Source organism: Mesorhizobium sp. 01N446, from assembly GCF_056399285.1.
In genome coordinates this window covers 1010575-1036134 of sequence record NZ_JBFTRA010000001.1, presented here as the reverse complement: position 1 = coordinate 1036134, position 25560 = coordinate 1010575, and the positions used below count along the sequence as shown (strand labels likewise).

Annotated in this window: 26 protein-coding genes and 1 pseudogene; 11 read left to right on the top strand and 16 right to left on the bottom strand. The window is 64.0% G+C overall.

Annotated elements, in window-relative coordinates; genetic code table 11:
* Positions 1-7 precede the first annotated feature (7 nt).
* Both AC1DPX_RS04875 and AC1DPX_RS04870 read right to left on the bottom strand, forming a co-directional pair.
* Complete coding sequence (locus AC1DPX_RS04875; protein WP_477234968.1) at positions 8-688, bottom strand: isochorismatase family protein; 681 nt, start codon at positions 686-688, stop codon at positions 8-10.
* 73 nt (positions 689-761) lie between these two features.
* Positions 762-2066 (bottom strand): M24 family metallopeptidase, encoded by a 1305-nt coding sequence (locus tag AC1DPX_RS04870; protein ID WP_477234966.1) that lies wholly within the window; start codon positions 2064-2066, stop codon positions 762-764.
* 207 nt (positions 2067-2273) lie between these two features.
* On the opposite strand from AC1DPX_RS04870, the gene AC1DPX_RS04865 reads away from it, so the two are divergent.
* On the top strand, positions 2274-2714 hold the full coding sequence (locus tag AC1DPX_RS04865; protein WP_477234964.1) for a DUF6678 family protein: 441 nt from the start codon (positions 2274-2276) through the stop codon (positions 2712-2714).
* 42 nt (positions 2715-2756) lie between these two features.
* Here AC1DPX_RS04865 and AC1DPX_RS04860 read toward each other — a convergent pair whose 3' ends face one another.
* From AC1DPX_RS04860 to AC1DPX_RS04840, 5 genes are all read right to left on the bottom strand, one after another.
* On the bottom strand, positions 2757-3725 hold the full coding sequence (locus tag AC1DPX_RS04860; protein ID WP_477234962.1) for a GlxA family transcriptional regulator: 969 nt from the start codon (positions 3723-3725) through the stop codon (positions 2757-2759).
* Between the two features lie 272 nt (positions 3726-3997).
* On the bottom strand, positions 3998-5179 hold the full coding sequence (locus AC1DPX_RS04855) for a trans-sulfuration enzyme family protein (protein WP_202357066.1): 1182 nt from the start codon (positions 5177-5179) through the stop codon (positions 3998-4000).
* Positions 5176-6609 (bottom strand): pyridoxal-phosphate dependent enzyme, encoded by a 1434-nt coding sequence (locus tag AC1DPX_RS04850; RefSeq protein WP_477234960.1) that lies wholly within the window; start codon positions 6607-6609, stop codon positions 5176-5178. The genes AC1DPX_RS04855 and AC1DPX_RS04850 overlap by 4 nt, the downstream gene beginning before the upstream one ends.
* A gap of 332 nt (positions 6610-6941) precedes the next feature.
* Positions 6942-8300, bottom strand: coding sequence for an FAD/NAD(P)-binding protein (locus AC1DPX_RS04845; RefSeq protein ID WP_477234958.1), 1359 nt, complete (start codon positions 8298-8300; stop codon positions 6942-6944).
* A gap of 25 nt (positions 8301-8325) precedes the next feature.
* A complete protein-coding gene (locus tag AC1DPX_RS04840; RefSeq protein WP_477234956.1) occupies positions 8326-8802 on the bottom strand; it encodes an RrF2 family transcriptional regulator in 477 nt (158 codons plus the stop codon).
* Between the two features lie 737 nt (positions 8803-9539).
* On the opposite strand from AC1DPX_RS04840, the gene tauA reads away from it, so the two are divergent.
* The 4 genes from tauA (at position 9540) to AC1DPX_RS04820 (ending at position 12523) form a co-directional block, all read left to right on the top strand.
* Positions 9540-10553 (top strand): taurine ABC transporter substrate-binding protein, encoded by a 1014-nt coding sequence (gene tauA / locus AC1DPX_RS04835; RefSeq protein ID WP_477234954.1) that lies wholly within the window; start codon positions 9540-9542, stop codon positions 10551-10553.
* A gap of 126 nt (positions 10554-10679) precedes the next feature.
* Positions 10680-11453, top strand: a complete 774-nt coding sequence (locus tag AC1DPX_RS04830; protein WP_477235753.1) for a taurine ABC transporter ATP-binding protein — start codon at positions 10680-10682, stop codon at positions 11451-11453.
* Complete coding sequence (locus AC1DPX_RS04825) at positions 11450-12310, top strand: ABC transporter permease subunit (RefSeq protein ID WP_477234952.1); 861 nt, start codon at positions 11450-11452, stop codon at positions 12308-12310. Before AC1DPX_RS04830 ends, AC1DPX_RS04825 begins: the two co-directional genes overlap by 4 nt.
* Positions 12311-12337: 27 nt before the next feature.
* Complete coding sequence (locus AC1DPX_RS04820; protein WP_477234951.1) at positions 12338-12523, top strand: hypothetical protein; 186 nt, start codon at positions 12338-12340, stop codon at positions 12521-12523.
* Positions 12524-12525: 2 nt separating this feature from the next.
* On the opposite strand, the gene AC1DPX_RS04815 is transcribed toward AC1DPX_RS04820, so the two are convergent.
* Positions 12526-13287 (bottom strand): ABC transporter permease, encoded by a 762-nt coding sequence (locus tag AC1DPX_RS04815; RefSeq protein ID WP_202357061.1) that lies wholly within the window; start codon positions 13285-13287, stop codon positions 12526-12528.
* Positions 13284-14210, bottom strand: a complete 927-nt coding sequence (locus AC1DPX_RS04810) for an ABC transporter ATP-binding protein (protein WP_477234949.1) — start codon at positions 14208-14210, stop codon at positions 13284-13286. Before AC1DPX_RS04810 ends, AC1DPX_RS04815 begins: the two co-directional genes overlap by 4 nt.
* A 71-nt stretch (positions 14211-14281) precedes the next feature.
* Between AC1DPX_RS04810 and AC1DPX_RS04805 the strand changes: the two genes are divergently transcribed.
* Positions 14282-14662, top strand: coding sequence for a hypothetical protein (locus AC1DPX_RS04805; protein ID WP_477234947.1), 381 nt, complete (start codon positions 14282-14284; stop codon positions 14660-14662).
* On the opposite strand, the pseudogene AC1DPX_RS04800 reads toward AC1DPX_RS04805, so the two are convergent.
* A pseudogene (locus AC1DPX_RS04800) lies at positions 14548-14805 on the bottom strand (quinone oxidoreductase family protein); the annotation flags it as partial. The gene AC1DPX_RS04805 and the pseudogene AC1DPX_RS04800 overlap by 115 nt on opposite strands.
* On the opposite strand from AC1DPX_RS04800, the gene AC1DPX_RS04795 reads away from it, so the two are divergent.
* The 4 genes from AC1DPX_RS04795 (at position 14732) to AC1DPX_RS04780 (ending at position 18324) form a co-directional block, all read left to right on the top strand.
* Positions 14732-15064 carry a hypothetical protein gene (locus AC1DPX_RS04795; RefSeq protein ID WP_477234945.1) on the top strand — a complete coding sequence of 111 codons (333 nt, stop codon included), beginning with the start codon at positions 14732-14734 and terminating at the stop codon, positions 15062-15064. The pseudogene AC1DPX_RS04800 and the gene AC1DPX_RS04795 overlap by 74 nt on opposite strands.
* A 281-nt stretch (positions 15065-15345) precedes the next feature.
* The gene (locus tag AC1DPX_RS04790) at positions 15346-15834 is read left to right on the top strand and encodes a MarR family winged helix-turn-helix transcriptional regulator (protein WP_202357058.1); all 489 of its coding nucleotides are present in this window, start codon (positions 15346-15348) and stop codon (positions 15832-15834) included.
* A 118-nt stretch (positions 15835-15952) separates the two neighbouring features.
* A complete protein-coding gene (locus tag AC1DPX_RS04785; RefSeq protein WP_477234943.1) occupies positions 15953-17314 on the top strand; it encodes a cytochrome ubiquinol oxidase subunit I in 1362 nt (453 codons plus the stop codon).
* 5 nt (positions 17315-17319) lie between these two features.
* Positions 17320-18324 (top strand): cytochrome d ubiquinol oxidase subunit II, encoded by a 1005-nt coding sequence (locus tag AC1DPX_RS04780; RefSeq protein WP_477234941.1) that lies wholly within the window; start codon positions 17320-17322, stop codon positions 18322-18324.
* A 176-nt stretch (positions 18325-18500) separates the two neighbouring features.
* Here AC1DPX_RS04780 and msrA read toward each other — a convergent pair whose 3' ends face one another.
* The 5 genes from msrA to AC1DPX_RS04755 form a co-directional block, all read right to left on the bottom strand.
* Positions 18501-19229, bottom strand: coding sequence for a peptide-methionine (S)-S-oxide reductase MsrA (gene msrA / locus AC1DPX_RS04775; protein WP_477234939.1), 729 nt, complete (start codon positions 19227-19229; stop codon positions 18501-18503).
* Positions 19230-19478: 249 nt separating this feature from the next.
* Positions 19479-19736, bottom strand: coding sequence for a hypothetical protein (locus tag AC1DPX_RS04770; protein WP_477234937.1), 258 nt, complete (start codon positions 19734-19736; stop codon positions 19479-19481).
* Positions 19737-19823: 87 nt separating this feature from the next.
* Positions 19824-20528 (bottom strand): DUF1223 domain-containing protein, encoded by a 705-nt coding sequence (locus AC1DPX_RS04765; protein WP_477234936.1) that lies wholly within the window; start codon positions 20526-20528, stop codon positions 19824-19826.
* A gap of 102 nt (positions 20529-20630) precedes the next feature.
* Entirely contained in the window at positions 20631-20957 is a 327-nt protein-coding gene (locus AC1DPX_RS04760) for a hypothetical protein (protein WP_477234934.1), read from the bottom strand.
* A 209-nt stretch (positions 20958-21166) separates the two neighbouring features.
* Positions 21167-22228 (bottom strand): TadE/TadG family type IV pilus assembly protein, encoded by a 1062-nt coding sequence (locus AC1DPX_RS04755; protein WP_477234932.1) that lies wholly within the window; start codon positions 22226-22228, stop codon positions 21167-21169.
* Positions 22229-22425: 197 nt separating this feature from the next.
* On the opposite strand from AC1DPX_RS04755, the gene lepA reads away from it, so the two are divergent.
* Positions 22426-24231 (top strand): translation elongation factor 4, encoded by a 1806-nt coding sequence (lepA, locus tag AC1DPX_RS04750; RefSeq protein ID WP_202357050.1) that lies wholly within the window; start codon positions 22426-22428, stop codon positions 24229-24231.
* A gap of 502 nt (positions 24232-24733) precedes the next feature.
* Here the strand turns inward: lepA and AC1DPX_RS04745 are convergent.
* Positions 24734-25531: a DUF3800 domain-containing protein gene (locus tag AC1DPX_RS04745; protein ID WP_477234930.1), complete on the bottom strand. Its 798-nt coding sequence runs from the start codon at positions 25529-25531 to the stop codon at positions 24734-24736.
* Between the last annotated feature and the right edge of the window lie 29 nt (positions 25532-25560).

Below are 25560 nucleotides of genomic sequence, written 5' to 3'. Positions count from 1 at the left end.
TCTGCTGTCATAGATCGGCGTAGAGCGCCGCCGCGTTGTCGAAGGTGAAGCGCAGCGGCACCGAGCCCTCGACCTGCCAGGCGGTGACCGTCTCGCCGGCCAGCAGCCGGCAGGCGCCGTCCGTGTCGGTGACGGCGCCGCCATAGAGCCGGTTGGCGAGGTTGAGGATCCCGGTCTGGTGCATGGCCGCGCTGCCGCTGCCGCAGGCATCCTTGACCAGAAGCACGCGAAATCCCTTTGTCACGGCGTCCTTTACGGTGGCGTCGATACAGGCCTCGGTCCAGACGCCGGCGACGACAAGCCATTCAATGCCGGAGGCCTTCAGCCGATCGGCGGCCGGACCGGTGCGAAAGGCACTGGCCTCGGCCTTGATCAGCAGCGCCTCGCCCTTGGCCGGCGACACTTCATGGCAGATCTCGGTCAGCGGATCGCTCTTGTCGGAAAAGGCCGACTTGCCATCGGCACCGAGCGGATGAAAGGGCCGATCCTGCTTGTCGAGGTCGACGACATAGGCCCAGTGCTGGAGCGGCACATTGTTGGCGCGCGCCGCCGCCTGCAGGCGCTGGACGTTGGCGAGGATGCCGGCAAAGCCCTCGACCAGATAGCGCGGATCCTGCCGATGCTCTTCCTGGAGGTCGATGAAGATTGCGGCCACGGTGCCGCGTTTGATGGAGATGGGGCTTTTCATGCTGCGCCTTCTTCCATCTGCCGGCGGGACAGGGAGGGAACGAGGCGCTCGTTATGAGCGTTGGTTGCCAGCATCAAACCTGCTTCTCCAAAAACTCATCCTCATAGGGAAAGCGCGACAGGAGCTCCGTACCCGTTTCGGTGATCAGGATCTCGTCCTCCAGCTTGACGCCCTCGCGGCCGCCCTTCTCGCCGATATAGCTTTCCACGCTCACCACCATGCCTGGCACGATATGGCCGTCGCGGCCATAGGTCTCGTAATCCATGGCATGGGCGATGAAAGGCGTCTCGCCATGCATGCCGACGCCGTGCATGACCGAAGTGTAGCGCTGGTCGACGAAGCGGTCCGGAATTGTCCAGGCCTTCTCGGCAATCTCGCGAAACGCCATGCCAGGTTTGACGATCGAAATATTGTGCTGAACCTGGTCATGCGCCATGCGGTAGAGCGATTTCTGGTAATCGGTCGGCTTGCCCGGTCCGCAGCGGAAGGTGCGCGAAAAGTCGGAATAGTAGCCGTAGCAGCCGATCGTATCGGTATCGAGCGCCAGCAATTCGCCGGGCCGGATTTTTCGCCCGCTGGCCTCGTTGAACCACGGATTGGTGCGCTGGCCGGAGGTCAGCAGCCGGGTCTCGATGAACTCGCCGCCCTGGCGGATGACCTCGCCATACATGATGGCAAACAGCTCGTTTTCGGAGACGCCGGGCTTGATCGCCTCGCGCACCGCATATACGGCGGCCTCGGCGCCGGCCATCGACACCTGCAGGCATTTGACTTCCTCCGGCGTCTTCACCGCACGCACCGCCAGGATTTCGCCCTGGCAATCCTTGACCTCGCAGCCGCGCTTTTCCAAAGCCAGGGCCTGCAGATGGCTGCAGCGGTCGAGCCCGAGCTTCATCGATCCGCCGCCGTGCTGCTTCAAGAGTTCGGCGATCTCGTCGGCGAAGGGCCCGGCGGTTTCGTCGTCGCGGCCGGAGACCGACGACCAGACCAGCTTGGATGGCCGCGCCTCATCGATCGTGTCGAGCACCATCGAGACATGGTAGCTCTGCGGGTACTCGAACAGCACAATCGGGCCAACGGTCGGAATGAAGAAATAACGGGTCGAGTTGCGCAGGAAATAGCCGAACATGTTGCGCGAGCCGGTGGCGTAGCGCTGATTGTAGGGGTCGAACAAGACGACGCCGCCATAGCCGGCGTCACGCATCCAGGCCCGCAGCTTGGCCAGCCGGCCTTTGCGCAGCGCATCCGCATCGATGAAGGATGGCTCGGTGTCCGACAGCCACATGCCGCCAGCCGGATCAGCCGCCGCGGGGTGTCGCATGCGGTCCTGGAAGTCGACGTCTTCGGTGCTGTCGGGATCGAATACGACGATGCTCATTTGTGCCTGGCCTTGGTGGGTTGGGAGGTCCGACCATGGCGCAGGAGGGGCGGAGGCATTGTGCGGAAAACCGCGTGTGTTGTGCGGGATACCGCTGACGCCTCGGTTAACCGATCAACACATGATCGAAGGCGGTCGGGCCATTCATCGGTATTGTGGCGGCATTCCAACTCAGCGAATATATCCATGCCTATTGGAGCTCAAATCGTGCCAAGAAAAGAACCGGCGATAGACATGAATGCGCTACGGCTCAGCGCTAGGAAAGAAGTGGCGCGGAATTATTCGACTTCGCTCATGTCCAATACAAAATGGCGCACTTTGTTCAAAGCACTGGAAGCCTCTGACGTTGATATCAAGGGAATCGCAGTCAAGTTCGTTGGCGACAGCCATGAATGCTCACCAGTATTCCCTGGTCTATACCCACCCCACGCTTACGTGGATCTATGGCCTTTGAATGTCCACCCATTGGTCGAGATAGAGTGGATTGAATTCCGGCGGATTGTGGTGAAGACAAGACCAAACAATGTGCCCCCGGCGCTTCTTCCGCAAGACGTAGACGCTATTCGCACAGTGATCGAGGCCACCGGCAAACGCTTCCCTATTGAAGTTACCGAACAAGGTTTGCGCATCGTCGGCCACCTGAAGTAGCCACGGCTACTTTCCGCCGATCTTCGCCGTCGGGGGCGAGGCCTAATGTCGTCTCGCCAATTTCGGCGGATGGCCATGCTCTTCGCGAAACGCTCGGGCAAAGCTCGACATCGAGGCAAAGCCGCAGGCCAGCGCCACGTCGCGCACTGCGAGCGTCGAATGTGCCAGCAGGTCGGCGGCGCGCTTCAGCCTGAGCCGCCGGTAGTAGCCGTTGGGCGAGATGGCGAGTTCGGAGCGGAAGGAGCGTTCGAGCTTGTCGGAGGACACGCCGAGCCGCGCGGTCAGTTCCGCCATGCCGAGCCGCTCCTCGACCGCGTCCTCCATGATGGCGATGGCCGACAGCACCAGCTCGTTCTGCACACCGGTGCGCAGCCTGAGCGGCATCAGCTTGCGGTCGACGCTGGAGCGCAGCTGGCTGTGCACGAACCACTCGGCGACGCCGGCGGCAAGCTCGGCACCGTAATCGCGGGTGATGATCTCCAGCATCATGTCGAGGCTGCCGACACCGCCGGCCGATGTAAAACGCTTGCGGTCGATGACATAGAGATCGCGGCGCAGTTCGATCGTGGGAAAGGCCTCGGTGAAGGCAGCCTGGCTGGTCCAGTGCAAGGTGCAGGCATGGCCGTCGAGCAGGCCGGCCCGCGCCAGGAAGAACGCCGCATCCGCCACCGCGCCGATATGCGCGCCATTGCGCAGGCTGCGGCGGATCCAGCTCACGGCGTCCTCGGCGACGAGATGGTCAGCGTCGCCGCCCGAGCAGACGACGATGCGGTCGACCTTCGGCGCGTCCTCGGCATAGAACCCCGGCTGGATGACGACTCCATTCGAGGCCTCGACCGCGCCTTTCGTGCCGCCGACGATGATCCAGCGATAGCATTCCTTCTTCGCCAGGATGTTGGCGGCGCGCAGCGGCTCGATGACCGAGCTGAACGCCATCATCGGAAAGCCGGGGAACACCAGCACCGCGAAGGTCAGGGTCTCGGTGGGTTTTTCGGGTTCGCGCGTGGCCATGGCGGTAGATTTCGGGCGAATGGCGCGCGAGGTCAACCGGGGTGATGCCGATCGATAATCATGAGACGTCAGCGCCGCCCCTCATCCGCCTGCCGGCACCTTCTCCCCGTATAGAGACGGGGAGAAGGGATATTGCGCAACCTCGGCGCCTTTCCTGCAACGTGGGCAGTTGGCGAAATCATCGATGCCAGCATCTTTCTCCCCGTCTCTATACGGGGAGAAATGCCCGGCAGGGCAATGAGGGGCGGCGCTGACCTTTACGATTTGAGGGTCTAGCCCCCCAGCGCCTGCTCCAGATCCGCGATCAGATCATCGCCATCCTCGATCCCCGCCGACAGTCGCACCAGCGAATCCGATATCCCGATTTCTTCCCGCTTCTCCGCCGGGATCGACCCATGCGTCATCAGGGCCGGATGTTCGATCAGGCTCTCAACCCCGCCGAGGCTTTCGGCCAGCGTGAACAATTGCGTGCGTTCAAGGAAGCGTTTTGTCCCGGCAAGGTCGCGGTCGAGCACAACCGTGATCATGCCGCCAAAGGCGTGCATCTGCTGGACGGCGATGGCGTGCTGCGGATGGCTGGCGAGGCCGGGATAGATCACGCGGCGCACATCCCTGCGCGCTTCCAGCCACTGCGCGATCTTCAGCCCGTTGTCGGAATGACGCTCCATCCGGAGCGCCAGCGTCTTCAGGCCGCGCAGCGCCAGGAAACTGTCGAACGGGCCCGATATGGCGCCGATGGCGTTCTGCAGGAATTTCAGCTGGGCGGCCAGCTCCTTGTTGTCGCCGACCACGGCCACGCCGCCGACCATGTCGGAATGGCCGTTGAGATATTTGGTCGTCGAGTGCACGACGATGTCGATGCCGAGCTCCAGCGGCCGCTGGATATACGGACTGCAGAACGTGTTGTCGGCGACCGACAATATGCCCTTGCGCTTGGCCAGCGCGGCGACGCCTTCGAGGTCGACGATGCGCAGCAGCGGGTTGGTCGGCGTCTCGACCCAGAGCAGCTTCGTGTCCGGCCGGATCGCTGCTTCCACCGCGGCAAGGTCGGTGAAGTCGACGAAGGAGACCTGGAGACCCGCCGAGCGCTTGCGCACCCGCTCCATCAGCCGGAAGGAGCCGCCATAGATGTCGTCGGTGGCGACGATATGCGCGCCGGAATCAAGCAGTTCCAGCACCGTCGAGATCGCCGCCAGGCCCGACGCAAAGGCAAAGGCGGCTGTGCCGCTTTCCAGATCGGCGACCGCGCGCTCGAAGGCGAAGCGCGTCGGGTTCTGGCTGCGGGCATATTCGAACCCTTTGTGCACGCCGGGCGACTGCTGGCCGTAGGTCGAGGTGGCATAGATCGGCACCATCACCGCGCCGGTCAGCGGGTCATGGCTCTGGCCGCCATGGATGGTGCGCGTCGAGAAGGCCAGGCGGTTTTTGCCGGCCGGCGGGGTGTGTTTGGTCATCGTGCGCGCCTCAGATGGTTGATCAGGTCGATGCGGGTGATCAGGCCGACGAACTCGTCGCCGTCGAAGATGATGGCGACCTCGTTGCGGTCGAACACCGGCAGCAGTGCGTCCAGCGTCTGGCTGGCCTGCAGCGTGTGCAGATTGGAGGTCATCGCGGTGCGCACCGGGCCGTTGAACCGCTCCCAGCGCCCGTCATAGGGACCGTCGACCTTGGCGAGGATATCGCTCTCGTCGACGATGCCGATGAGTTTGCCATTGTCGAGCACCGGCAGCTGCGAAACATCGGAGCGGCGCATGCGGCCATAGGCGTTGAGCAGGCTTTCGTCCGGGCCGACATAGACCGTGTCGCCGGTGCGGTGCGAGCGCATGACGAGGTCGCGCAGGTCGCCATGCTGCTCGTGCTCGGCCAGCCCTTGCTCGGCCAGCCAGAAATCGTCGAACACCTTCGACAGGTATTTGTTGCCGCTGTCGCAGACGAAGGTGACGACGCGTTTGGCCGTCGTCTGCTCGCGGCAGTAGCGCAAGGCGGCCGACAACAGCGTACCCGAGGACGAGCCGGCCAAAATGCCCTCGCGCGACAGGAGATCGCGCACCGCCAGCATGCTTTGCTTGTCCGTGATGGAATAGGCCTTTTTCACCAGCGACAGATCGGCATTGGGCGGCACGAAATCCTCGCCTATGCCTTCCACCGTCCAGCTGCCGGCCTCTTCCATCTTGCCGGTCTTGATCAGCGGCGCCAGCACCGAGCCGACCGGATCGGCGAGCACCATTTCGGTCTTGGGCGACACTTCGGCGAAGTAGCGGCCAAGCCCGGTCAGCGTGCCGCCGGAGCCGACGCCGACGACCACCGCGTCGACATTGCCGTCGAGCTGCGAAAAGATTTCCGGGCCGGTCGTCGTCTCATGCGCCAGCGGGTTGGCCGGATTGGCGAACTGGTTGGCATAGAACGCGCCGGGCACTTCGGCCGCGATCTTCTCGGCCATGTCCTGGTAATATTCGGGGTGGCCCTTGCCGACATCGGAGCGCGTCATGCGCACCTCGGCGCCCAGTGCGCGCAGATGCTGGATCTTTTCGCGCGACATCTTGTCGGGCACCACCAGCACGATGCGGTAGCCCTTGGGAATGCCGACCTGGGCAAGGCCGAGGCCGGTATTGCCGGCGGTCGCCTCGACGATGGTGCCGCCGCGCTTGAGCTTGCCCTCTCTCTCGGCCGCCGCGATCATCGACAGCGCGATGCGGTCCTTGATCGAGCCGCCCGGATTCTGGCTTTCCAGCTTGATGAACAGCCGGCATTTTCCGGTGTCGAACTTGGTCAGCTCGACCACCGGCGTCTGGCCGATCAGGTCGAGAACCGATTTGTAGGGCGGCCGCAAGCGTGAGGATTGGCCATCCGGGCTGCCTGGCGCAGCTTTTCCGTGCTCGCTCATATCGAAGCTCCCTGATCAAGCAACCGGCTCGGGGGCAGAGCGGCAGCGTAGCCTCTTTTCCAGCCGTTTGTCGCGGGAAAGAAGATAGAACGTGCCAATCAGACGGCCAGACAAGGAATGAAATTCCCGGTTGCGGCCTGGTCGATGGGGCACGCCCCCTCTGGCCTGCCGGCCATCTCTCCACGAGGGGGGAGATGGGCTGCCCTGCGGCTTTCGCCAATAACCGACGTTGGAAGGCGCGCGGGGGTCCGAAGCTGCCGATCTCCCCACCTGTGGAGGAGATGGCTGGCAGGCCAGAGGGGGGCGCCGTAGAGCGCAGCCCGACCATAAATTCACCCCAGCAACTGCTTGCTCAGCCGCGCGCACTGGACGCGGATGTCGAGGATGGCGTCGATCTCGAAGAAGGTGCCGCGCGTCAGCGGGCCGACGGCGAGGATCTTGCGCGAGACCGTGCCGTCGCCGGCGATGATCTCGCAATTGGCCGAGACGTCGAGGCCGATGCGCATAGGGTCGGGCCGCGCGAGCCCGCGGTCGACCAGCGAGCGCACCACGCTGTTCGACGAGGTCGAAATGTCCCGCACGATCCCCGAGCAATCATAGATGCGGGCGACCTCAAAAGTCTCGACAAGCTGGCTGTGGCGCGACTGGACGTCGACGGCAAGTGTCTCGCCGGGTGTGATGCCGACGACGCGGCCGGCGACAAGCCGGATGCGGCCCGACTGCACGGCTTGCGTCACCTCTGCGTAGACTTCCGGCGCCATGCGATGGCGGTGGATGTCCCACCAGGCCTTGGTGTGCTCGACGAAGCGGCGCTTGGCGGAGGCCGGCCAGTTCTGCCAGATCTTCTGGTTGAACGGCCTGAGCCCGTCAACCACGTCGCGCCAGTCGACGCCGGCCTTCTGGTTCTCGCGGATCAGGTCGCGGAACCAGCCGACGAAATAGGACAGCTGGGTGCCGAGCGGAATGTCGGCGACGTCGAGCTTGATCGGATTGCCCTTGCGGTGCGGCGACGGCAGCAGGCCGCGCCGGGAAACGGCGATGATTTGTCCCGTATGGCCGCGCTGTTCCAGCGCCAGGAACGCGTCGACCATGCTGAGCCCGGTGCCCAGCACCAGAACGGGGCTTTCCGGATCGAGCGCGGTGTCGGCCTCCGAGCCCATGCGGATCGCATGGCCTTGCGCCGGCTGTTCGTCATGGCCGGTGGCGAGTATGGCCAGATGGGCGACGACGCTGGTGCCGTTGGCAAGCGCCACCTCGACGCCGGAGGCGGTCGGCGTGATCGACAGGCTCTCTTCGTGGATCAGGCGCAGCCGCCCGCTCGGCTGTTCGCGCGCTTCGAGCTCGTCGAGCAATTCGCCGAGATAGCGGGCATAGAGGCTGCGCGGCGCGTAGAAAGGTGTCTGTGGCGTCTGCTCCGGGTCGACCAGGCCACGCCCCTGCAGCCAGCGCCAGAAATTGCCGGGATCGTCGGCATAGGCGCTCATGCCGGCGGCGCTGACATTCAGCACATGCGCCGACAGCAGCGTCGAATAGGCGATGCCTTGGCCGAAATGCGGGCGCTTTTCGATCAGCGTGACGCGCAGATCCGGATTGGACGATTTCAGGAGATGCGCGGCCATCACGACGCCCGAGGCGCCGCCGCCGACAATGATGATGGAACTTGGGATGATCGAATTGGCACGCCCGCTCATGCGCGCCTCCGCAAAAGGCGAGGCGTCAGGCCTGGACCTTCGCGGCCAGGGGAAGGTCGTCGATCTCCCTCGCGACCGTAAGCTCGTCGAGGCCGATGTCGCGCATCTCGGCGAGGCTGCGCTGGTCGAGCACCTCGGCGATCGCCTGCCGGACCTCGAGCATCAGATGTCGGACTTGGCATGTCGCCTCGTTGCAGTCTTCACAGCGCTGATATTGGGTGCGGCTGGCGCAAGGAATTGGCGCCAGCGGCCCGTCGAGGACGCGCACGACATGGCCGACCTTGATCTCGTCGGCCGGCCGCGCCAGGCGGTAGCCGCCATCCTTGCCCTTGCGGCTCTGGACGAAACCGGCATTGCGCAATTCGCCCAGTATGGCGTCGAGGAATTTCTTCGGGATGTTGTTGCCGGTCGCGATGTCGTTGACGAAAGCCAGCTGCCCGGCCGGCATGTGCGCGAGGTGGACCAGCGCCTTGAGGCCGTACTTGCCTTTTTTGGTGAGCATTGACCGAACGTTTCTCTGTCCTGCGATGGCGTGAAGCCATCCGTTACGAAACGCCTGGCGAGCCTCCCCGCCGCGCCCAAGCATCCATGACACATAAATTCTAGTGACATGATGTACAAGCCGAGAAACGTTGAATTTGCTTCGTTTTCAAGCCGCAATAGCCATTTTGTCAGGCCTTTGTGCCAATAACAGCACAGGAATGCATCGCGACGGCGACAAGGCGACAAACGGTTCCGCGCGGGACAGCCCTGCCTTGCGCCAACTCCCGCGGCGCCGGGAGCCGGCGCATGCCGCGAGCGATCATGGTGGTGGGGTGCCCGCTCATCGTCGTCTCCAATCCCTCATGTCGATAAGGATACTATACTTAACCTCGAACACCCGGAATGGGTTGTCAATTCCGCAGCTGTTCGAGGCATGGATTTTCGTGGTGCTTGGCAAAAGCGAAAATTTTCGTTTCGTAGGGGATGGGCGCGGACGATTGTAGAATTGCCCGAGCCCTTCCCACCTTCGCCCTAGTATGACGAAATCGGGGGCTCGCGGACAGCCATTCCCCGTTCGGTTGTCATCGGGGATGATGACAGCGGTTGCAGCCGCCCTTTGCGCTCTGGTCCTCCGACACCGACAAGTTTTTTTCAACAAACCCGCCTTCGTTGGAAGGATTTAACTCTACAAGAACGATAGAATTAGCGGACTATCATAGGGCAATCCGGTTTTCTCTGTTTTCATGGAGCCTTTTGATGTCCACCATTTCGCGACGCATTCTCCTTCTGTCGTCGGCTGCCCTTGCTGGGGCCGCCTTTCTCAGCCCGGCTTTGGCCGAGGACCTGAAGATCACCATCGGCTACCAGACGGTGGTCGAGCCTTCCAAGGTGCCGCAGGCCGACGGCGTCTATGAAAAGGCGACCAAGGCCACGATCGACTGGCGCAAATTCGATTCCGGCGCCGATGTCATCGCCGCGGTCGCTTCCGGCTCGGTCGATATCGGCTATGTCGGGTCGAGCCCGCTGGCCGCGGCCGCCAGCCGCGAATTGCCGATCCAGACCATCTTCGTCGTCGGCCTGATCGGTCCGTCCGAGGCGCTGGTCGCCCGCAACGGCGCCGGCATCGAGAAGGTCGCCGACCTCGCCGGCAAGAAGGTCGCCGTGCCCTTCGTCTCGACCACGCATTACAGCCTGCTTGCCGCGCTGAAGCACGAGAATGTCGATCCGAAATCGGTGCAGATCCTCAATCTCAGGCCGCCGGAAATCGCCGCCGCCTTCGCGCGCGGCGACATCGATGCGGCTTACGTCTGGGATCCGGCGCTGGGCCAGATCAAGACATCAGGCAAGGTGGTGCTGGATTCCGCGCAGGTTGCCGCCTGGGGCGCGCCGACCTTCGACGCCTGGATCGTGCGCACCGATTTTGCCGAAAAGAACCCGGAAGCGGTGCGCGACTTCGTCAAGGTGACGGGCGCTGCCTATGCCGAGTACCTCGCCAAGCCCGACGCCTGGTCGGTGTCGTCGCCTGAGGCCGGCAAGATCGCCAAGCTTACCGGCGCCAAGCTGGAAGAGGTGCCGGAGCTCTTGAAGGGCTATGTCTTCCCGACGCTTGAAGAGCAGGCCTCCGACAAATTCCTCGGCGGCGGCACGGTCAAGGCGGTCGCTGCGGCCTCCGCCTTCCTCAAGGAGCAGGGCAAGGTCGACGCCGTGCTGCCGGACTATTCGAAATATGTGACATCGAAATACGTCACCGAGGCGCTGGCCTCGAACTGAGCGCCGGGCGTCACCTGAACGCGCGGGGATCTCCTTCCCTGACGCCGCGCGTGCCGCCTGCCCCGGAACCGCTGACGAGGCGCGGTTTCGGGGCGGGCGAGTTCAATGACCTTCCTGAGAGGCCCCATGCCGCATCTCGTGTTCGACAAGATCTCGATCCACTACGACGGCCAGCCGGCCCCCGCCGTCGAGCGCGTGTCGATCGACGTCGCCGGGCATGATTTCGTCGTGCTTGTCGGCCGTTCCGGCTGCGGCAAGACCTCGCTGCTCAACGTCGCCGCCGGCCTGGTCACGCCGGCGCGCGGCAGCGCCACGATCAACGGCCGGCCGATCACGGCACCCGGTTCCGACCGGGCTGTGGTGTTCCAGAACGATGCGCTGTTTCCCTGGCTGACCGCGCGCGAAAACGTTGCCTTCGCGCTGCGCCTGCGCGGTATCAGGCCGGCCGAGCGCGCGCGCCGTGCCGATGAATTGCTGAACCTGGTCAAGCTCGGCGACGCCGGCGACAAGCGCATCTGGGAACTGTCCGGCGGCATGCGCCAGCGCGTCGGCCTTGCCCGCGCGCTCGCCGCCGAGCCGCAATTCCTGCTGCTCGACGAGCCGCTCGGCGCGCTCGATGCGCTGACGCGCGAGCGCATGCAGACGACGCTGCTCGACCTCTGGACGGCAAGCCATGYCGGCGTGCTGATGGTCACGCACGGCATCGAGGAGGCGCTGGTGCTCGCCACCCGCATCGTCGTGCTGGCGCCAGGCCCGGGCCGCGTGGTGCGGACCTTCGAGCCCGGCTTCTCCAGGCGCTACGCCTCGGGCGAGGCCATCCGCGCGATCAAGGCCGACCCGGCCTTTGCCGCGGCGCGCGGCGAACTGACCGACGCCATCTTCGAGGGAGAGGCGGCATGACCATTTCCTCTTACACCGAGCGGCCCGGCTCCAGCACCGAAGAGACCGACGGCCTGTCGGTGCCGTGGTCGCGGCCGAGCCCGAAACGCCGGGGCGTTTCGGCGCGCATGATCAGCGCGGTCACCATACTGGTGGTGCTGGCGGCGTGGGCGCTGTCGGCCCGCCTGCAATTGGTGTCGCCGGTGTTCCTGCCCTCGCCGGTCGCGGTGTGGAACAAGTTCATCGTGGTTATCAGGGACGGCTTCGTCGACGCGACGCTGCTGCAGCACACTGTCGCCAGCCTTGGCCGCGTGTTTGCCGCGCTGGTGGCGGCGCTCCTCATCGGGGTGCCGGTGGGTCTTGCCATCGGCATCAGCACGGTCGGCCGCGGCATCTTCGATCCGCTGCTGGAATTCCTGCGGCCGATTCCGCCGCTCGCCTATCTGCCGCTCGTCGTCATCTGGTTCGGCATCGGCGAGCCGTCGAAGATCCTGGTGATCGCTATTGCCATGCTGGCGCCGGTGGCGCTGTCGACCGCGTCGGGCGTCCGTGGCGTCTCGCAGGAACGCATCAACGCCGCGCGTTCGCTCGGCGCGACCAGGCGCCAGGTGGTCCGCCACGTCATCCTGCCCAGCGCGCTGCCTTCGATCCTGACCGGGCTGCGCATCGCGCTCGGCGCCGGATGGTCGACGCTGGTCGCGGCCGAGCTGGTGGCGGCGACGCGCGGACTTGGCTTCATGATCCAGTCGGCGGCGCAGTTCCTTGTCACCGACGTGGTGATCATGGGCATTCTGGTGATCGCGGCCATCGCCTTCGTGCTCGAATTCACCATCCGCCGGATCGAGCGCGCGCTCGTCCCGTGGGCGGGGCGGGAATGATCAACCGCAAAGCGCAGGAGAATGACGATGACGACCCATTCCACCGCCGTGCTGTTCGCCCATTTCGGCGCCTGGCTGCTCGGCCTTGCATCCGACGACAAGGCGGCGAGGCAGGAGCGCTCGCCGGCGCCGGTGCAATTCCAGGCCGGCCGCGACCGCCTGCCGCCGCGCGACGAAAGCTTTTACTGGGCCTGGCAGTACTGGTCGCAGTGAAGTCAGTTGCGCAGCCGGTAGCCGGTCTTGAAGATCCAGGCGACGATGGCGATGCAGGCGGCCAGGAAGACCAGCGTCATGCCGAGGCTGACGCCGACCGAGACGTCCGCCTTGCCGTAAAAACTCCAGCGGAAGCCGCTGATCAGGTACACGACCGGGTTGAACAGCGTGATCGTCTTCCAGATGCCCGGCAGCATGTGGATCGAATAGAAGCTGCCGCCGAGGAAGGTGAGCGGCGTGACGATCAGGAGCGGCACCAGCTGCAGCTGCTCGAAGCTTTTCGCCCAGATGCCGATGATGAAGCCGAACAGGCTGAAGGTCACCGCCGTCAGCACCAGGAAGCCGACCATCCAGAACGGATGCAGGATGGTGAGCGGCACGAACAAAGAGGCGGTGGCGAGGATAATCAGGCCGAGGATGATCGACTTGGTGGCCGCGCCGCCGACATAGGCGATGACGATCTCGAGATAGGAGACCGGCGCCGACAGGAGCTCGTAGATCGAGCCGACGAATTTCGGAAAATAGATGGCGAAGGAGGCGTTGGAGATCGACTGCGTCAGCAGCGACAGCATGATCAGCCCCGGCACGATGAAGGCGCCGTAGCTGATGCCGTCGATCTCGGTGATGCGCGAGCCGATGGCCGAGCCGAAGACGACGAAGTACAGCGATGTCGAGATGACCGGCGAGACGATGCTCTGCAGCACGGTGCGGAAGGCACGCGCCATCTCCATCCGGTAGATCGCCCAGACTGCGCGCAGGTTCATGCGTCTTTCCTCACCAGATTGACGAAGATCTCCTCGAGCGAGCTGTTTTGCGTGTCGATGTCGCGGAACTGGATGCCTGACGCCTCGAGATCGCGGATCAGCGAGGCGACGCCCGGCCGCTCGGCCTGGTTGTCATAGGTGTAGGTGAGCTGCCCGCCGTCGGGCGACAGCTCCAGCGCATAGCGCGAGAAGGTTTCGGGAATGGCGGTCAGCGGATTGCGCAGCTCCATCACCAGCCGCTTGCGGCCGAGCTTGCGCATCAGCTCGGCCTTGTTCTCGACCAGGATGATTTCGCCGCGGTTGATGACGCCGACGCGGTCGGCCATCGCTTCGGCTTCCTCGATATAGTGGGTGGTGAGGATGATGGTGACGCCATCCTCACGCAGCCGGCGCACCATCTCCCACATGTCCTGGCGCAGCTCGACGTCGACACCCGCCGTCGGCTCGTCGAGGAACAGGATGCGCGGCTCATGCGACAGCGCCTTGGCGATCATCAGGCGCCGCTTCATGCCGCCCGACAGCGTGATCGCCTTGGCGTCCTTCTTGTCCCACAGCGACAGATCGCGCAGCACCTTCTCGACGAAGCCTGGATTGGCCGGATTGCCGAACAGGCCGCGGCTGTAGTTGACCGTCGCCCAGACGCTCTCGAAAGCATCGATGGTCAGTTCCTGCGGCACAAGGCCGATCAGGCTGCGCGCGGCGCGGTAATCCTTGCCGATGTCGTGGCCGTCCACCGTGACGGTGCCGGTCGAACGGTTGACGATGCCGCAGACGATCGAGATCAGCGTCGTCTTGCCGGCGCCGTTGGGCCCGAGCAGCGCGAAGATCTCGCCGCGCTCGATGTCGAGATTGACTTCCTTGAGCGCGGTGAAGCCGGTGGCGTAGGTCTTGGAGACCCCGGAAATGGACAGAATGGAGGGCATGGGCTGAAAACGGCTGCCTGAAAGAGGTCCCCTGATATAGGCCGAATGTCGTCGCATGCAACCGCAAGTCAATGGCGCTGCTGACAGTTCTGGACAGCCAGCGCGGGACGGCCATTGCCTTAGCCCAGCGTGAACACGGTGCGCCTTGTGCTGTCATCCCTGGCCCATGCCTGTTCGACATCCGCCAGCGGAACCGGGGTGGTGTCGATTTGAAGGCCGGCCGGCACCACGGCGCGCAGCAGATCGCCGGTGCAGGCGATGAAGCGGTTGAGGGGACGCTGCCGATGCCGCTGCCCATAAGGGCAATCGCGGATGAGCGCAGAACCGCGCTCGGCAAGGTGATATCGGACCCGCTGACGGCGCCGATCTGGACGAAGCGGATAGGCACGGCGTCGGCACCGGCCTTGGCGGCGGCGATCAGCAGGCGTTGCGCACTGCTGCCCCAGAGATAGTCGACGACGACATCCACGCCCTCCTTGAACTGCCGCTTGAAATTTTCCTCAAGAGCCGCCCTGTCCTCGATGAGCGGGATCATCACATCCGCGCCAAGCGCCGCGACCGCGTCGAGCGCGGCTGCGTTGCGGGCAGTGGCGATGATTTTCCTGGCGCCGAGATGCCGGGCGATCTGGACGGCGAGGCGACCCGCAGTGCCGGTGGCGCCGTTGACCAGCACGGTTTCGCCCGGCTTGAGCTTTGCCCGCTCGGTGAAGGCGGCCCAGGAAGACATGCCCGGATTGGCGATGGCGGCGGCGGTGATGTCGTCCAGCCCGTTCGGCAGCGCCACGCAATGCGCCTCGGGAACGACGGTCCGCTCCGCCATGCTGCCATTGGGCGCCCTGGGCAGCGCGAAATAGACCTTGCTGCCGTCCTTGAGCCGGCCGACGCCATCGATGCCGACGATGAAGGGAAACTGGCCGGCAGAACTGTAATGCGAACCCGAGGCCCGGCTCTTGACGACATGGCTGATGGCGGTGGCGGTCACCGTGACAAGATTTTCACCCGGTGCCGGCACGGGGTCCGGGAAATCGCCGTAGACCGGTGTCTGCCCGGCGCTCGAAACAATCGCGGCTTTCATGATGGTCTGCCTTTCTGCTTTCCGAATTATGTGTATAATGCACATATGAGGAGTCCCGGCATGCCGTCAACAAAAAACGTGCAAAATACACATATCTCCGATCAGCTGCGCCAGGTCCATGGAGCGGTGCTCGATATTGTCGGCCTGATGAACCGGCCGCAGCGCGATGAGCTGCTGATCAAGGCGGCCGGCATTCCGCTCGACCGGGCGCTGTTCCCGCTGCTTGTCGGCATAGAGCGTTTCGGGCCGATCGGCGTCGTCGAGATGGCCGACCGTGTCGGGCGCGACTACACGACCGTCAGCCGCCAGGTCGCCAAGCTCGAGAGCCTGGGCCTGGTGCAGCGCCAGGCCAGTGCCGCCGACCGGCGCGTGCGCGAGGCGGCGATCAGCCCGAAGGGCAAGGCGATGACCGATCTCGTCGACGCAGCGCGCGAGAAGATCGGCCGCGCCATATTCGAGACCTGGGATGCGCATGACATCGAAGAGCTGGTGCGCCTGATGCGCAAATTCGCGGATGCGCTAGGCGCAGTGCCGGAGACTGGCGCCTAAAGGCCGCCGCAACCGGTAAAATTGTCCTGTGGCGTTGAGCCTCGCGGCAGGACGCCGCTTTGACCAACTCGCATTACGGGCATACGCTGCCGCCAGCAAATAGCAGCCGGAGCCCGCCATGGACCCGCTCATACTGTCGCGCATCCAGTTCGGCGCGAATATTTCGTTTCATATTCTGTTTCCGACGATCACCATTGCACTTGGCTGGGTGCTGCTGTTCTTCAAGCTGCGCTACAACGCCACCAACGATTCCGCCTGGATGCGCGCCTATTTCACCTGGGTGAAGGTGTTCGCGCTGTCCTTCGCCATGGGCGTGGTCTCCGGCGTCACCATGAGCTTCCAGTTCGGCACCAACTGGCCGGGCTACATGGAAAAGGTCGGCAACATCGCCGGGCCGCTGCTGGCCTATGAGGTGCTGACCGCCTTCTTCCTCGAAGCGGCCTTCCTCGGCATCATGCTGTTCGGCTTCCGCCGCGTCTCCAACCGCGTCCACACGCTGGCGACGGTGCTGGTCGCCGGCGGCACGACCTTGTCGGCCTTCTGGATCATCGCGCTGAATTCCTGGATGCAGACGCCGGCCGGCTTCGAGATGATTGACGGCAAGGCGCATGCCGTCGACTGGTGGGCCATCGTCTTCAACCCGTCCATGCCTTACCGCCTCGTCCACATGCTGCTCGCCTCGGGTCTCACGGTGTCGTTCCTCGTCGCCGGCCTGTCGGCGCTGCGGTATCTCAACGGCGACCGCTCGGAATCGATGTGGAAGGCGCTGCGCACCGGTGTCTTCACCGCGGCGATCCTGATCCCCATCCAGATCTTTGCCGGCGACCAGCACGGGCTGAACACGCTGGAGCACCAGCCGCAGAAGATCGCCGCCATGGAGGCCAACTGGAACACCGGCCCCAACGTGCCGCTGGTGCTGTTCGCCCTGCCCGACGAGGCGGCCAAGGAGAACAAATTCGAGATCGCCATTCCCGACGGCGCCAGCCTGGTGCTGCGGCACTCGACAAGCGGCGTGGTGCCGGGCCTCGACGCCTATCCCGGCAACCATCCGCCGGTCTTCCCGGTGTTCTGGGGTTTCCGCATCATGGTCGGCACCGGGCTGTTGATGCTCGCCGTCTCCTGGTCGGCCGCCTTCTTCCTCAAGCGCCGGCACAGCCTGCCGAAGCCGCTCGCCATGCTGATGGTGCCGATGGCGCTGTCGGGCTGGCTGGCGACGCTGGCCGGCTGGTACACGACCGAGATCGGCCGCCAGCCCTGGCTGGTCACCGGCGTGCTGAAGACCGCCGACGCCGTCGGCCCGGTGGCCGGCAGCCATGTCGCGCTGACCTTGGCCGTCTATCTCATCCTCTACGTGCTGCTGCTGATCGCCTATCTCGGCGTGCTGGTGCATCTGGCGCTGAAGGCGGCCAAGGATGGTGATTCATCACCGCTGCCGGGGGTGATGAAAGCAGCCATGTCGCAGCCGGCGGCTGGGGAGTAAGAAAAATGAGCTTCGACTGGCCAACCGCTCTCCCCCTGATCTTCGCCGGACTGATGGGGCTCGCCATCCTGATCTATGTCATTCTCGACGGTTTCGACCTCGGCATCGGCATATTGTTCGCCGTGGCCGAGGACACAGAGCAGGACACGATGATCGCGGCCATCGGTCCGTTCTGGGACGCCAACGAGACCTGGCTGGTGCTGGCCGTCGGCCTGCTGCTGGTCGCCTTCCCGATGGCGCATGGCGTCATCCTCACCGCGCTCTACATTCCGGTCTTCGTGCTCCTGGTCGGGCTGATCCTGCGCGGCGTCGCCTTCGATTTCCGCGCCAAGGTGCCGAGCGGCAAGAAGCATCGCTGGAACCGCATCTTCTTCCTCGGCTCCGTCATCGCCTCGCTGGCGCAGGGCTATATGCTGGGCGTCTATGTGCTCGGCCTCGATGTCGGCCTGGGCGGCATGGCCTTCGGCGTGCTGGTGGCGTTCTGCCTGGCCGCCGCCTACGCGGCGATGGGCGCCGCCTGGGTGATCTACAAGACCGAGGGCGAATTGCAGAAGAAGGCCGTGCGCTGGCTGCGCACCGCGCTGGTGCTGACCGCGCTCGGCATGGCGGCGGTGTCGCTGGCGACACCTTTCGCCAGCCCGCGCATCTTCGACAAATGGTTCGTCTGGCCGCAGATGCTCTATCTCTCGCCGCTGCCGATCCTGTCGGCGCTCCTGTTCCTGTGGCTGTGGCGGCAGACCTTCCATCTGCCGAAGCCCGACGACCGCCATGCGCTGACGCCGTTCCTGACGCTGGCCGCCATCTTCGCGCTCGGCTTTGCCGGTCTTGCCTGGTCGTTCTACCCGTTCGTGGTGCCCGATAAATTGACCATCTGGCAGGCGGCATCGGCAACCGAAAGCCTGGCCATCATCCTGGCCGGCACCGTGGTGGTGCTGCCGATCATCATTTTCTACTCGTTCTACGCCTACCGGGTGTTCGGGGGGAAGGCGACGGATCTGACGTACGATTGAGGAGCGTCTTCTCCCCGTCGCTATACGGGGAGAAATGCCCGGCAGGGCAATGAGGGGCAGCGCAACCCTGTCAACCAGGGGACCGTTTGGTCCCATACCTCTCGATGCCGGCGCCGCCCCTCATCCGCCTGCCGGCACCTTCTCCCCGTATAGTGACGGGGAGAAGGCCGCAAACCTCAATTGCTGGCCGACAGCACCAGCACCGGCTTGTCGCTGTACAGCGCCGGGAACAGCTGCTTCAGGTTCGCCACCTTGGGCAGGTCGTTGTAGACGATGTAGGGATAGGTCGGGTTCAGCGTCAGGAAATCCTGGTGGTAGTTCTCGGCCGGATAGAAGGTCTTGCCGGTCTCGATCGTGGTGACGATCGGCGCCGGATAGAGCTTGGCCTTGTCGAGCTGCTCGATGTAGCTCTGCGCGATCTTCTTCTGCGCGTCGTTCTCGGCGAAGATGGTCGAGCGGTACTGGGTGCCGGAATCCGGGCCCTGGAAGTTCAGCTGCGTCGGATTGTGGGCGACCGAGAAATAGACCTGCAGCAGCTGGCCGTAGGTCACCTTCGACGGATCGTAGGTAATTTCCACGGATTCGGCGTGGCCGGTGCGGCCGGTGCCGACTGTCTCGTAGACGGCGTCATCCTTGGCGCCGCCGGTGTAGCCGGAAACGGCCTTGCTGACGCCCTTGACGTGCTGGAACACGCCCTGCACGCCCCAGAAGCAGCCGCCGGCGAAGATCGCCGTCTCGCTGCCCGGGGCGGCCTTTTCGTCCATTGCCGGCGGCGGGATCACCACCGCGTCCTCGGCCGAGCGCGCCGGCGTCTGCCAGAAGGCGGCCGCCGCCACCGCCGCAAAACCGAGCACGGCCATCGCGCCGCGGGTGAAGAACGGCCGTGTCTTTTCGATACCGGTCATGTTCTGATCTCCTGTTGTTGTTGCAATATATACGACGCAGGCCGGGAAGAGGTTCTCAATTTGCCGTGCGGCGGGGACTCCCCCTCATCCGGCCGCTTCGCGGCCACCTTCTCCCCAAGGGGAGAAGAGAAAGCTGGCGCCGGCGCTCGTAGTCTCCTCTCCCCCTTGGGGGTCCGAAGGACGGGCGAGACAAGCGGCTCGCCCCGCAACGGTCAGCCGAGCGAAGCGATGAGGGGCAGCCTACCTGGCTTACTGCGCCGGCTTCATCGCATCCGCGGCAGGCTTCATGGCGTCCGCCGCCGGCTTCATCGCATTGGTGGCCATCGGGTCGGCCGGCTTCATCGCGTCGGTCGCCGGCTTCATGGCATCCGCCGGTTTCATGGCGTCGGTGGCCATCGCATTGGCGGGCTTCATGGCGTTGGTCGCGTCGTCGGCACGGGCGCCGGCGACGAAAACGGCGGCCGAAAGCGCGAAGGCGAGCGCCGGCAAGGTCAGGTACTTGGTCATGATAGTCTCCTTGGGTTTTGGCGCGCGGAAGCGGGCCGGGTGATGCGTTGCCGCTCAAATGCGGCTCCGCGCGAAGGGAAAGAAAAATCAGTTGGTGGCGGCGGCGAGGATTGGTCCGCCGCCTGGCGTTTGCACCAGCACGGCGGTGCTCAAGCCGCCGGGGGCGGCGGGCAGCGCATAGGCGGTGGCGCCGCCGGTCCAGCTGCCGAGTTTTGTCAGCGCGTGCACGACATTGGCATGCGGCAAGGTGCGGCCGGTGTTTTCGCCGCGCGCCACCGGCACCTGCACGACGCCCTTGGTGTAGCGCACCAGCCAGACATCGGCCTTGCCGCCCGGTGCCGCACCGGCGCCGACCGCGACCTTGCCGCCTTCGAGCGACAGCGCGGGGCCGCCGGTCCTGCCGGTCGCGGAAATCAGATGCTCGATCTCGCCCGGTGCGGCGCCGACCACGTCGGCATGGCCGTTGACCACGACTTGCGGCGTGAACGGCCCGTCATGGCCGAGCGTCGGCTCGTAGGAAACCTGGCGCTGGGTGAACTCCTGCTTGCCAAAAGTGTCCTTCCAGCCGAGATAATCCCAGTAGGTGACGTTGAAGGACAGCGCCAGCACGCCGGGCTGATCCTTGACCTTGATGAGATTGGCGTTGGCCGGCGGGCAGGACGAGCAGCCCTGGCTGGTGAACAGCTCGACCACGCTGAGCGGCTGCGCGGCTGCGGCGCCAAGCGAGGCGGTGAGCGCCAGCGCCCCCAGGCTGGACAGGGCAAAGAACTTTCTTGCGGGGGATCTCGGCATAAGCGGGCTCCGTGGGGGACGGCGCTCAGACGCGCCGGTCATTCCCCCACTTCGCCGCCATTTGCCGCTTCGTTACAGCGCTCACCGGTTTGTGATCGTGGCCTACGCGCTTTGCCCGAAACGCCACAGCGAGGTGTAGTGCATGATCGGCCGCTCGAACCTTGCGCCCTCGGCGACAAATCGCTTTCCCGCATCCAGCATCGATTGGAACGTATCGAGTTGCCTGGCGTGCTCCAGCGTGTCCCAGACACTGGTGTTGATCAGCGACGATGTCGCCTCGTCGGCGCCGGCGTAAAAGCTGAGCAGCCCCGGCATGGCCTCGATGCCGGGCCGGAGCGCTGCTTCGGCCTCCAGCATCATCTCTCGCAACAGCGCGAACTTCGCGGCATCGCAGCGCAGAATGGATACGCGTGTCACGGGACCGGACATCGGAATTCTCTCCAGGGGCTGATGACGTTGAAGGCCGCCATGATAGGCGATCTCCCCCCTCGAGGGGGAGATGGCCGGCAGGCCAGAGGGGGTCGGTCCGGCTGGGCGCGGCCTTTTGCGGCATTTGAAGGTTGGCGTCCGGTCGTGCCGACCGCCTCTGTCGCCTTCGGCGACATCTCCCCCCCTCGAGGGGGGAGATTAGCAGCGCCCTACTGCGTCAGCGCCGTCAGCGAGGGCCGCTGGTTGAAGTCGCACTTGCCGGTGACGTTGTAGAAGAAGTCGGCATTGGACGGCGCCGCCGGCACCGTGGTTCCGCCGTCTTCCCAGGCCTGATAGCCCGTCTGCCCGCATGGCACGATGGAGAAGATGTCGACGGTCTGGCCGGTGGCGGTCTCGACCAGGCTGTTGGCGGTTGCTCCGCTGTAGAGCCGGTTGGACGTGTTCGGGTCGTTCGAATAGAGGTTCTGCGGGTTGCCCGACGGCACGTTCATCTGCAGATAGAGACCGCCCATCTGGCTGACGTCGATGGCCGCGCCGGCGCTGTTGGCCGGGTACATCGTATCGACGCAGTAATAGTTCGTGCCGTACGAATCCTGCTTGAGCGCCACTCCGTTGGGCGGGTTGTTGCCGACGGAGCAGACCTGTTTCTGCACCATGGTGGAGACGGTCTGGCCGCTTGAATTGGTGGTGAGGGTGCTGACGATGGTGGTGCCGTAGCCCTTGGGATCCTTGGTGTTGCCATAGGTATAGGCGATCGTCATCAGCGGCTTGGCCACCGTGGCGCCGAATTGCGTCCCGTAGAGCGTCATCGTCTTGCTCCACCAGCCCGAGACGCCGCTGACCTTGAACGTCGCCTGCACCAGGCCCGGCGCCTTGTGGACGCCCGACGTGACGGCGACCGGCACGGTGGCAATCCTGGCGATGGTCATGAAATCGGTCGGCATGGCGTAGCTTGCCGAGGTCTGCGCGGTGACGGTGCCGTCGGCGGCGACGTTGAAGTTCACCAGCGTCGTGGTGCCCTCGCCATTGTTGGCGGTGAAATTGTCCTGCAGCGCCTGCTGGCGGGCGGGCAGCGTCGTGGCAGGCGGCAGCGTGGTGATGGCCAGCGTCGCGGCATCCAGCGCTTCCTGCATGTTGGAGCGGGTCTGGACGGCATCGGTGTAGTCGACCGAGAAGCCCACGACGGTGATCAAGGGCACCAGGCTCAGGAAAAACAGCGGCATCATCGAGCCGCTGCGCGAACGGGCGAACCCGCCTGCAACTTTCAGCATTTTTCTACCCCCAGGGATATTAGTGATCGCGCAGATACCATGCGGCCAGCAAATCAAGGTCTAATGCGATCGATCAAAGTTTAATCATCCACGGCCGCCGGACCGGTATTTGGCGCGGCTCACCGCTTTGTGATCGATGGCGCCGCCCTTGCGCCGCAAGCCTTGCCGCCGCAGGCCACCCCTGCTAAAGCGCGCGGATGAGCACGCCCCTCGACCACATCAGAAATTTCTCCATCGTCGCCCATATCGACCATGGCAAATCCACGCTTGCCGACCGCCTGATCCAGCTGACCGGTGGGCTGGAGTTGCGCGACATGAAGGAACAGGTGCTGGACTCGATGGACATCGAGCGTGAGCGCGGCATCACCATCAAGGCGCAGACGGTGCGGCTGAAATACCGCGCCAACAATGGCGAGGACTATATCCTCAACCTCATCGACACGCCCGGACATGTCGACTTCGCCTATGAAGTGTCGCGCTCGCTGGCCGCATGCGAGGGTTCGCTGCTGGTAGTCGACGCTAGCCAGGGCGTCGAGGCGCAGACGCTCGCCAATGTCTACCAGGCCATCGACAACAACCACGAGATCGTCGTGGTGCTGAACAAGGTCGACCTGCCGGCCGCCGAGCCCGAGCGCATCCGCGAGCAGGTCGAGGAGGTGATCGGCATCGACGCGTCCGGCGCCGTGCTGATCTCGGCCAAGACCGGCCTTGGCATTCCAGACGTGCTGGAAGCCATCGTCCACCAATTGCCGCCGCCGCGCGAGGGCGACGCCACCGCGCCGCTGAAGGCCATGCTGGTCGACAGCTGGTACGACGCCTATCTCGGCGTCATCGTGCTGGTGCGCATCATCGACGGCGTGCTGAAAAAGGGCCAGACCATCCGCATGATGGGCACCGGCGCCAAATACCTGGTCGAGCGCACCGGTGTGTTCACGCCCGCCCGCATCAATGTCGACGAGCTTGGCCCCGGCGAGTTCGGCTTCTTCACCGGCTCGATCAAGGAAGTGGCCGACACCCGCGTCGGCGACACCATCACCGAGGACAAGCGCCCGACCGCGCAGGCCCTGCCCGGCTTCAAGCCGGCGCAGCCCGTGGTGTTCTGCGGCCTGTTCCCGGTCGACGCCGCCGATTTCGAGGATCTGCGCGCCGCCGTCGGCAAGCTGCGCCTCAACGACGCGTCCTTCTCCTATGAAATGGAAACCTCAGCGGCGCTCGGCTTCGGCTATCGCTGCGGCTTCCTCGGCCTGCTGCATCTCGAAATCATCCAGGAGCGGCTGGAGCGCGAGTTCAACCTCGACCTGATCGCCACCGCGCCGAGCGTGGTCTACCGGCTGCTGCTCAATGACGGCTCGGTGAAGGAGCTGCACAACCCGGCCGACATGCCCGACGTGGTGAAGATCTCGGCCATCGAGGAGCCGTGGATCCGCGCCACCATCCTGACCCCCGACGACTATCTCGGCGGCATCCTGAAGCTCTGCCAGGACCGGCGCGGCATCCAGGCCGACCTCTCCTATGTCGGCAAGCGCGCCATGCTGACCTACGACCTGCCGCTCAACGAAGTCGTCTTCGACTTCTATGACCGGCTGAAGTCGATCTCCAAGGGCTACGCCTCGTTCGACTATCACCTGACCGACTACCGCGAGGGCGACCTGGTGAAGATGTCGATCCTGGTCAATGAGGAGCCGGTCGACGCGCTCTCCATGCTGGTGCACCGCACGGCGGCGGAAAAGCGCGGCAGGCAGATGTGCGAGAAGCTGAAGGAGCTGATCCCGCACCACCTGTTCAAGATCCCGATCCAGGCCGCGATCGGCGGCAAGGTCATCGCCCGCGAAACCATCTCGGCGCTCCGCAAGGACGTGACCGCCAAGTGCTACGGCGGCGACGTCTCGCGCAAACGCAAGCTGCTGGACAAGCAGAAAGAAGGCAAGAAGCGGATGCGGCAGTTCGGCAAGGTGGATATCCCGCAGGAGGCGTTTATCCAGGCGCTGAAGATGGGGGATTGAGAAGCCGGTTGGCGCGCTGAGCGCGCTAAGTCATCGATCCGGTGGATCGATGGCAGGCTTCGAAAGCGGGGGAGCTGCCGGAGGCAGCGGGCCCCCCGCCAGCGCGGCGGTGGGGCTGCGCGGTTTGTTCGCCAGAGGTCGCGGCGATCCGTCTTCCGGTGAGCGGCATCAGCCATATTGCGTCAGAAGCAAGCGAGTGACTTGTTGAAAGGTTGTTAAAGATCTGACTGCGGTTGTAGCCGAAAGCCCTTTCGACCACGACACGGTGTCGAAATTCAGCGCTGACAAAACGAAAAAGTGGACTTCGAACAGATAAAAACCGATTCATAAACAATGGCTTACGCCATAAACCATTGATTCAAATAGATTTTCTCTCAATCCCTATTGAAACATACCGGGAACAATGCCATATTGGCGTCAGGCAGCCATGCGCCGGAACACCCCAAAGCAGTCGCGAGATTGCAGGCGAGAAATCGCAATTATGGGCCGGGGGCTGCCGCTTTTATTTCCAGATTTCTAGCATCTTCAGTTGCTGCTGATCCAAATTGCATTGGTCGTGATGCGGGACGATTTTTATTCCGTAGCTGAGATACTTTCTCTTACGGCTGTAAGTTACAGGCTTAAGCGTCTCGGCATAACGCGGTTCACAATTTCCATACCGATCAGGTTCGAAACCAGCGGCCATCGCGGAGGCAATTGCATCGGCAAGCTGAAGGCTCGCGCTCTTGCTATGATCGGCTGCTGTCACGGCATCAATGTCAATCACTGGCCAGTGTATACGAACGTCGCCCGACTTGTCGGCCTTCAAACGTTCAAGGTATTCGCGAAACTCTTCGTACTGCATCCCGCCCCGGCGGGAGAAAGTGATCGCCACTCGCCCATCGCCTTCAGGGGCTAGGGGACGGTGATCCCGACAGAGCCAAGACAAGCGCTCGATTAGATAGCGCGTCATGTAAAAATAAAGCTGGTTCTTTTCCTTATAGACTTCCTTTGGGATAGGCTCTTTCGCCGCCACGACGCTCAAGGCACGGAGAGGTTTGTCGGCTATCGTCTGGACAGTGGCAAGCTTCTGGCCATGATTCAACTTTGCGAAATGCAACGTGCGCGACTGACGCTCTGGCATCTTGTTTGAGATTTCGTCGCGCCATTTTACGGCGTCCAAGCTATGCGTTTTGCGAAACAAGCAAGCTGAAATGACTAACCATTTTGAGGGACCACCAGCGTTGCCGACCTGACGGAAAGGCTTATCGAGGCCGTCATCGCCAGATTCATCAATATATGCAACGTAGGTGTGCGTCATTTCGAAGTGCGCCTAATCCCCTGATCCCT

Excerpts from the sequence above, each read along its gene's own strand:
- AC1DPX_RS04875 (WP_477234968.1), bottom strand. The coding sequence starts at position 688 with ATGAAAAGCCCCATCTCCATCAAACGCGGCACCGTGGCCGCAATCTTC.
- AC1DPX_RS04870 (WP_477234966.1), bottom strand. The coding sequence starts at position 2,066 with ATGAGCATCGTCGTATTCGATCCCGACAGCACCGAAGACGTCGACTTC.
- AC1DPX_RS04860 (WP_477234962.1), bottom strand. The coding sequence starts at position 3,725 with ATGGCCACGCGCGAACCCGAAAAACCCACCGAGACCCTGACCTTCGCG.
- AC1DPX_RS04855 (WP_202357066.1), bottom strand. The coding sequence starts at position 5,179 with ATGACCAAACACACCCCGCCGGCCGGCAAAAACCGCCTGGCCTTCTCG.
- AC1DPX_RS04850 (WP_477234960.1), bottom strand. The coding sequence starts at position 6,609 with ATGAGCGAGCACGGAAAAGCTGCGCCAGGCAGCCCGGATGGCCAATCC.
- AC1DPX_RS04845 (WP_477234958.1), bottom strand. The coding sequence starts at position 8,300 with ATGAGCGGGCGTGCCAATTCGATCATCCCAAGTTCCATCATCATTGTC.
- AC1DPX_RS04840 (WP_477234956.1), bottom strand. The coding sequence starts at position 8,802 with ATGCTCACCAAAAAAGGCAAGTACGGCCTCAAGGCGCTGGTCCACCTC.
- tauA (WP_477234954.1), top strand. The coding sequence starts at position 9,540 with ATGTCCACCATTTCGCGACGCATTCTCCTTCTGTCGTCGGCTGCCCTT.
- AC1DPX_RS04825 (WP_477234952.1), top strand. The coding sequence starts at position 11,450 with ATGACCATTTCCTCTTACACCGAGCGGCCCGGCTCCAGCACCGAAGAG.
- AC1DPX_RS04820 (WP_477234951.1), top strand. The coding sequence starts at position 12,338 with ATGACGACCCATTCCACCGCCGTGCTGTTCGCCCATTTCGGCGCCTGG.
- AC1DPX_RS04815 (WP_202357061.1), bottom strand. The coding sequence starts at position 13,287 with ATGAACCTGCGCGCAGTCTGGGCGATCTACCGGATGGAGATGGCGCGT.
- AC1DPX_RS04810 (WP_477234949.1), bottom strand. The coding sequence starts at position 14,210 with ATGCCCTCCATTCTGTCCATTTCCGGGGTCTCCAAGACCTACGCCACC.
- AC1DPX_RS04805 (WP_477234947.1), top strand. The coding sequence starts at position 14,282 with ATGGCGCTGCTGACAGTTCTGGACAGCCAGCGCGGGACGGCCATTGCC.
- AC1DPX_RS04795 (WP_477234945.1), top strand. The coding sequence starts at position 14,732 with ATGAGCGGGATCATCACATCCGCGCCAAGCGCCGCGACCGCGTCGAGC.
- AC1DPX_RS04790 (WP_202357058.1), top strand. The coding sequence starts at position 15,346 with ATGCCGTCAACAAAAAACGTGCAAAATACACATATCTCCGATCAGCTG.
- AC1DPX_RS04785 (WP_477234943.1), top strand. The coding sequence starts at position 15,953 with ATGGACCCGCTCATACTGTCGCGCATCCAGTTCGGCGCGAATATTTCG.
- AC1DPX_RS04780 (WP_477234941.1), top strand. The coding sequence starts at position 17,320 with ATGAGCTTCGACTGGCCAACCGCTCTCCCCCTGATCTTCGCCGGACTG.
- msrA (WP_477234939.1), bottom strand. The coding sequence starts at position 19,229 with ATGACCGGTATCGAAAAGACACGGCCGTTCTTCACCCGCGGCGCGATG.
- AC1DPX_RS04770 (WP_477234937.1), bottom strand. The coding sequence starts at position 19,736 with ATGACCAAGTACCTGACCTTGCCGGCGCTCGCCTTCGCGCTTTCGGCC.
- AC1DPX_RS04765 (WP_477234936.1), bottom strand. The coding sequence starts at position 20,528 with ATGCCGAGATCCCCCGCAAGAAAGTTCTTTGCCCTGTCCAGCCTGGGG.
- AC1DPX_RS04760 (WP_477234934.1), bottom strand. The coding sequence starts at position 20,957 with ATGTCCGGTCCCGTGACACGCGTATCCATTCTGCGCTGCGATGCCGCG.
- AC1DPX_RS04755 (WP_477234932.1), bottom strand. The coding sequence starts at position 22,228 with ATGCTGAAAGTTGCAGGCGGGTTCGCCCGTTCGCGCAGCGGCTCGATG.
- lepA (WP_202357050.1), top strand. The coding sequence starts at position 22,426 with ATGAGCACGCCCCTCGACCACATCAGAAATTTCTCCATCGTCGCCCAT.
- AC1DPX_RS04745 (WP_477234930.1), bottom strand. The coding sequence starts at position 25,531 with ATGACGCACACCTACGTTGCATATATTGATGAATCTGGCGATGACGGC.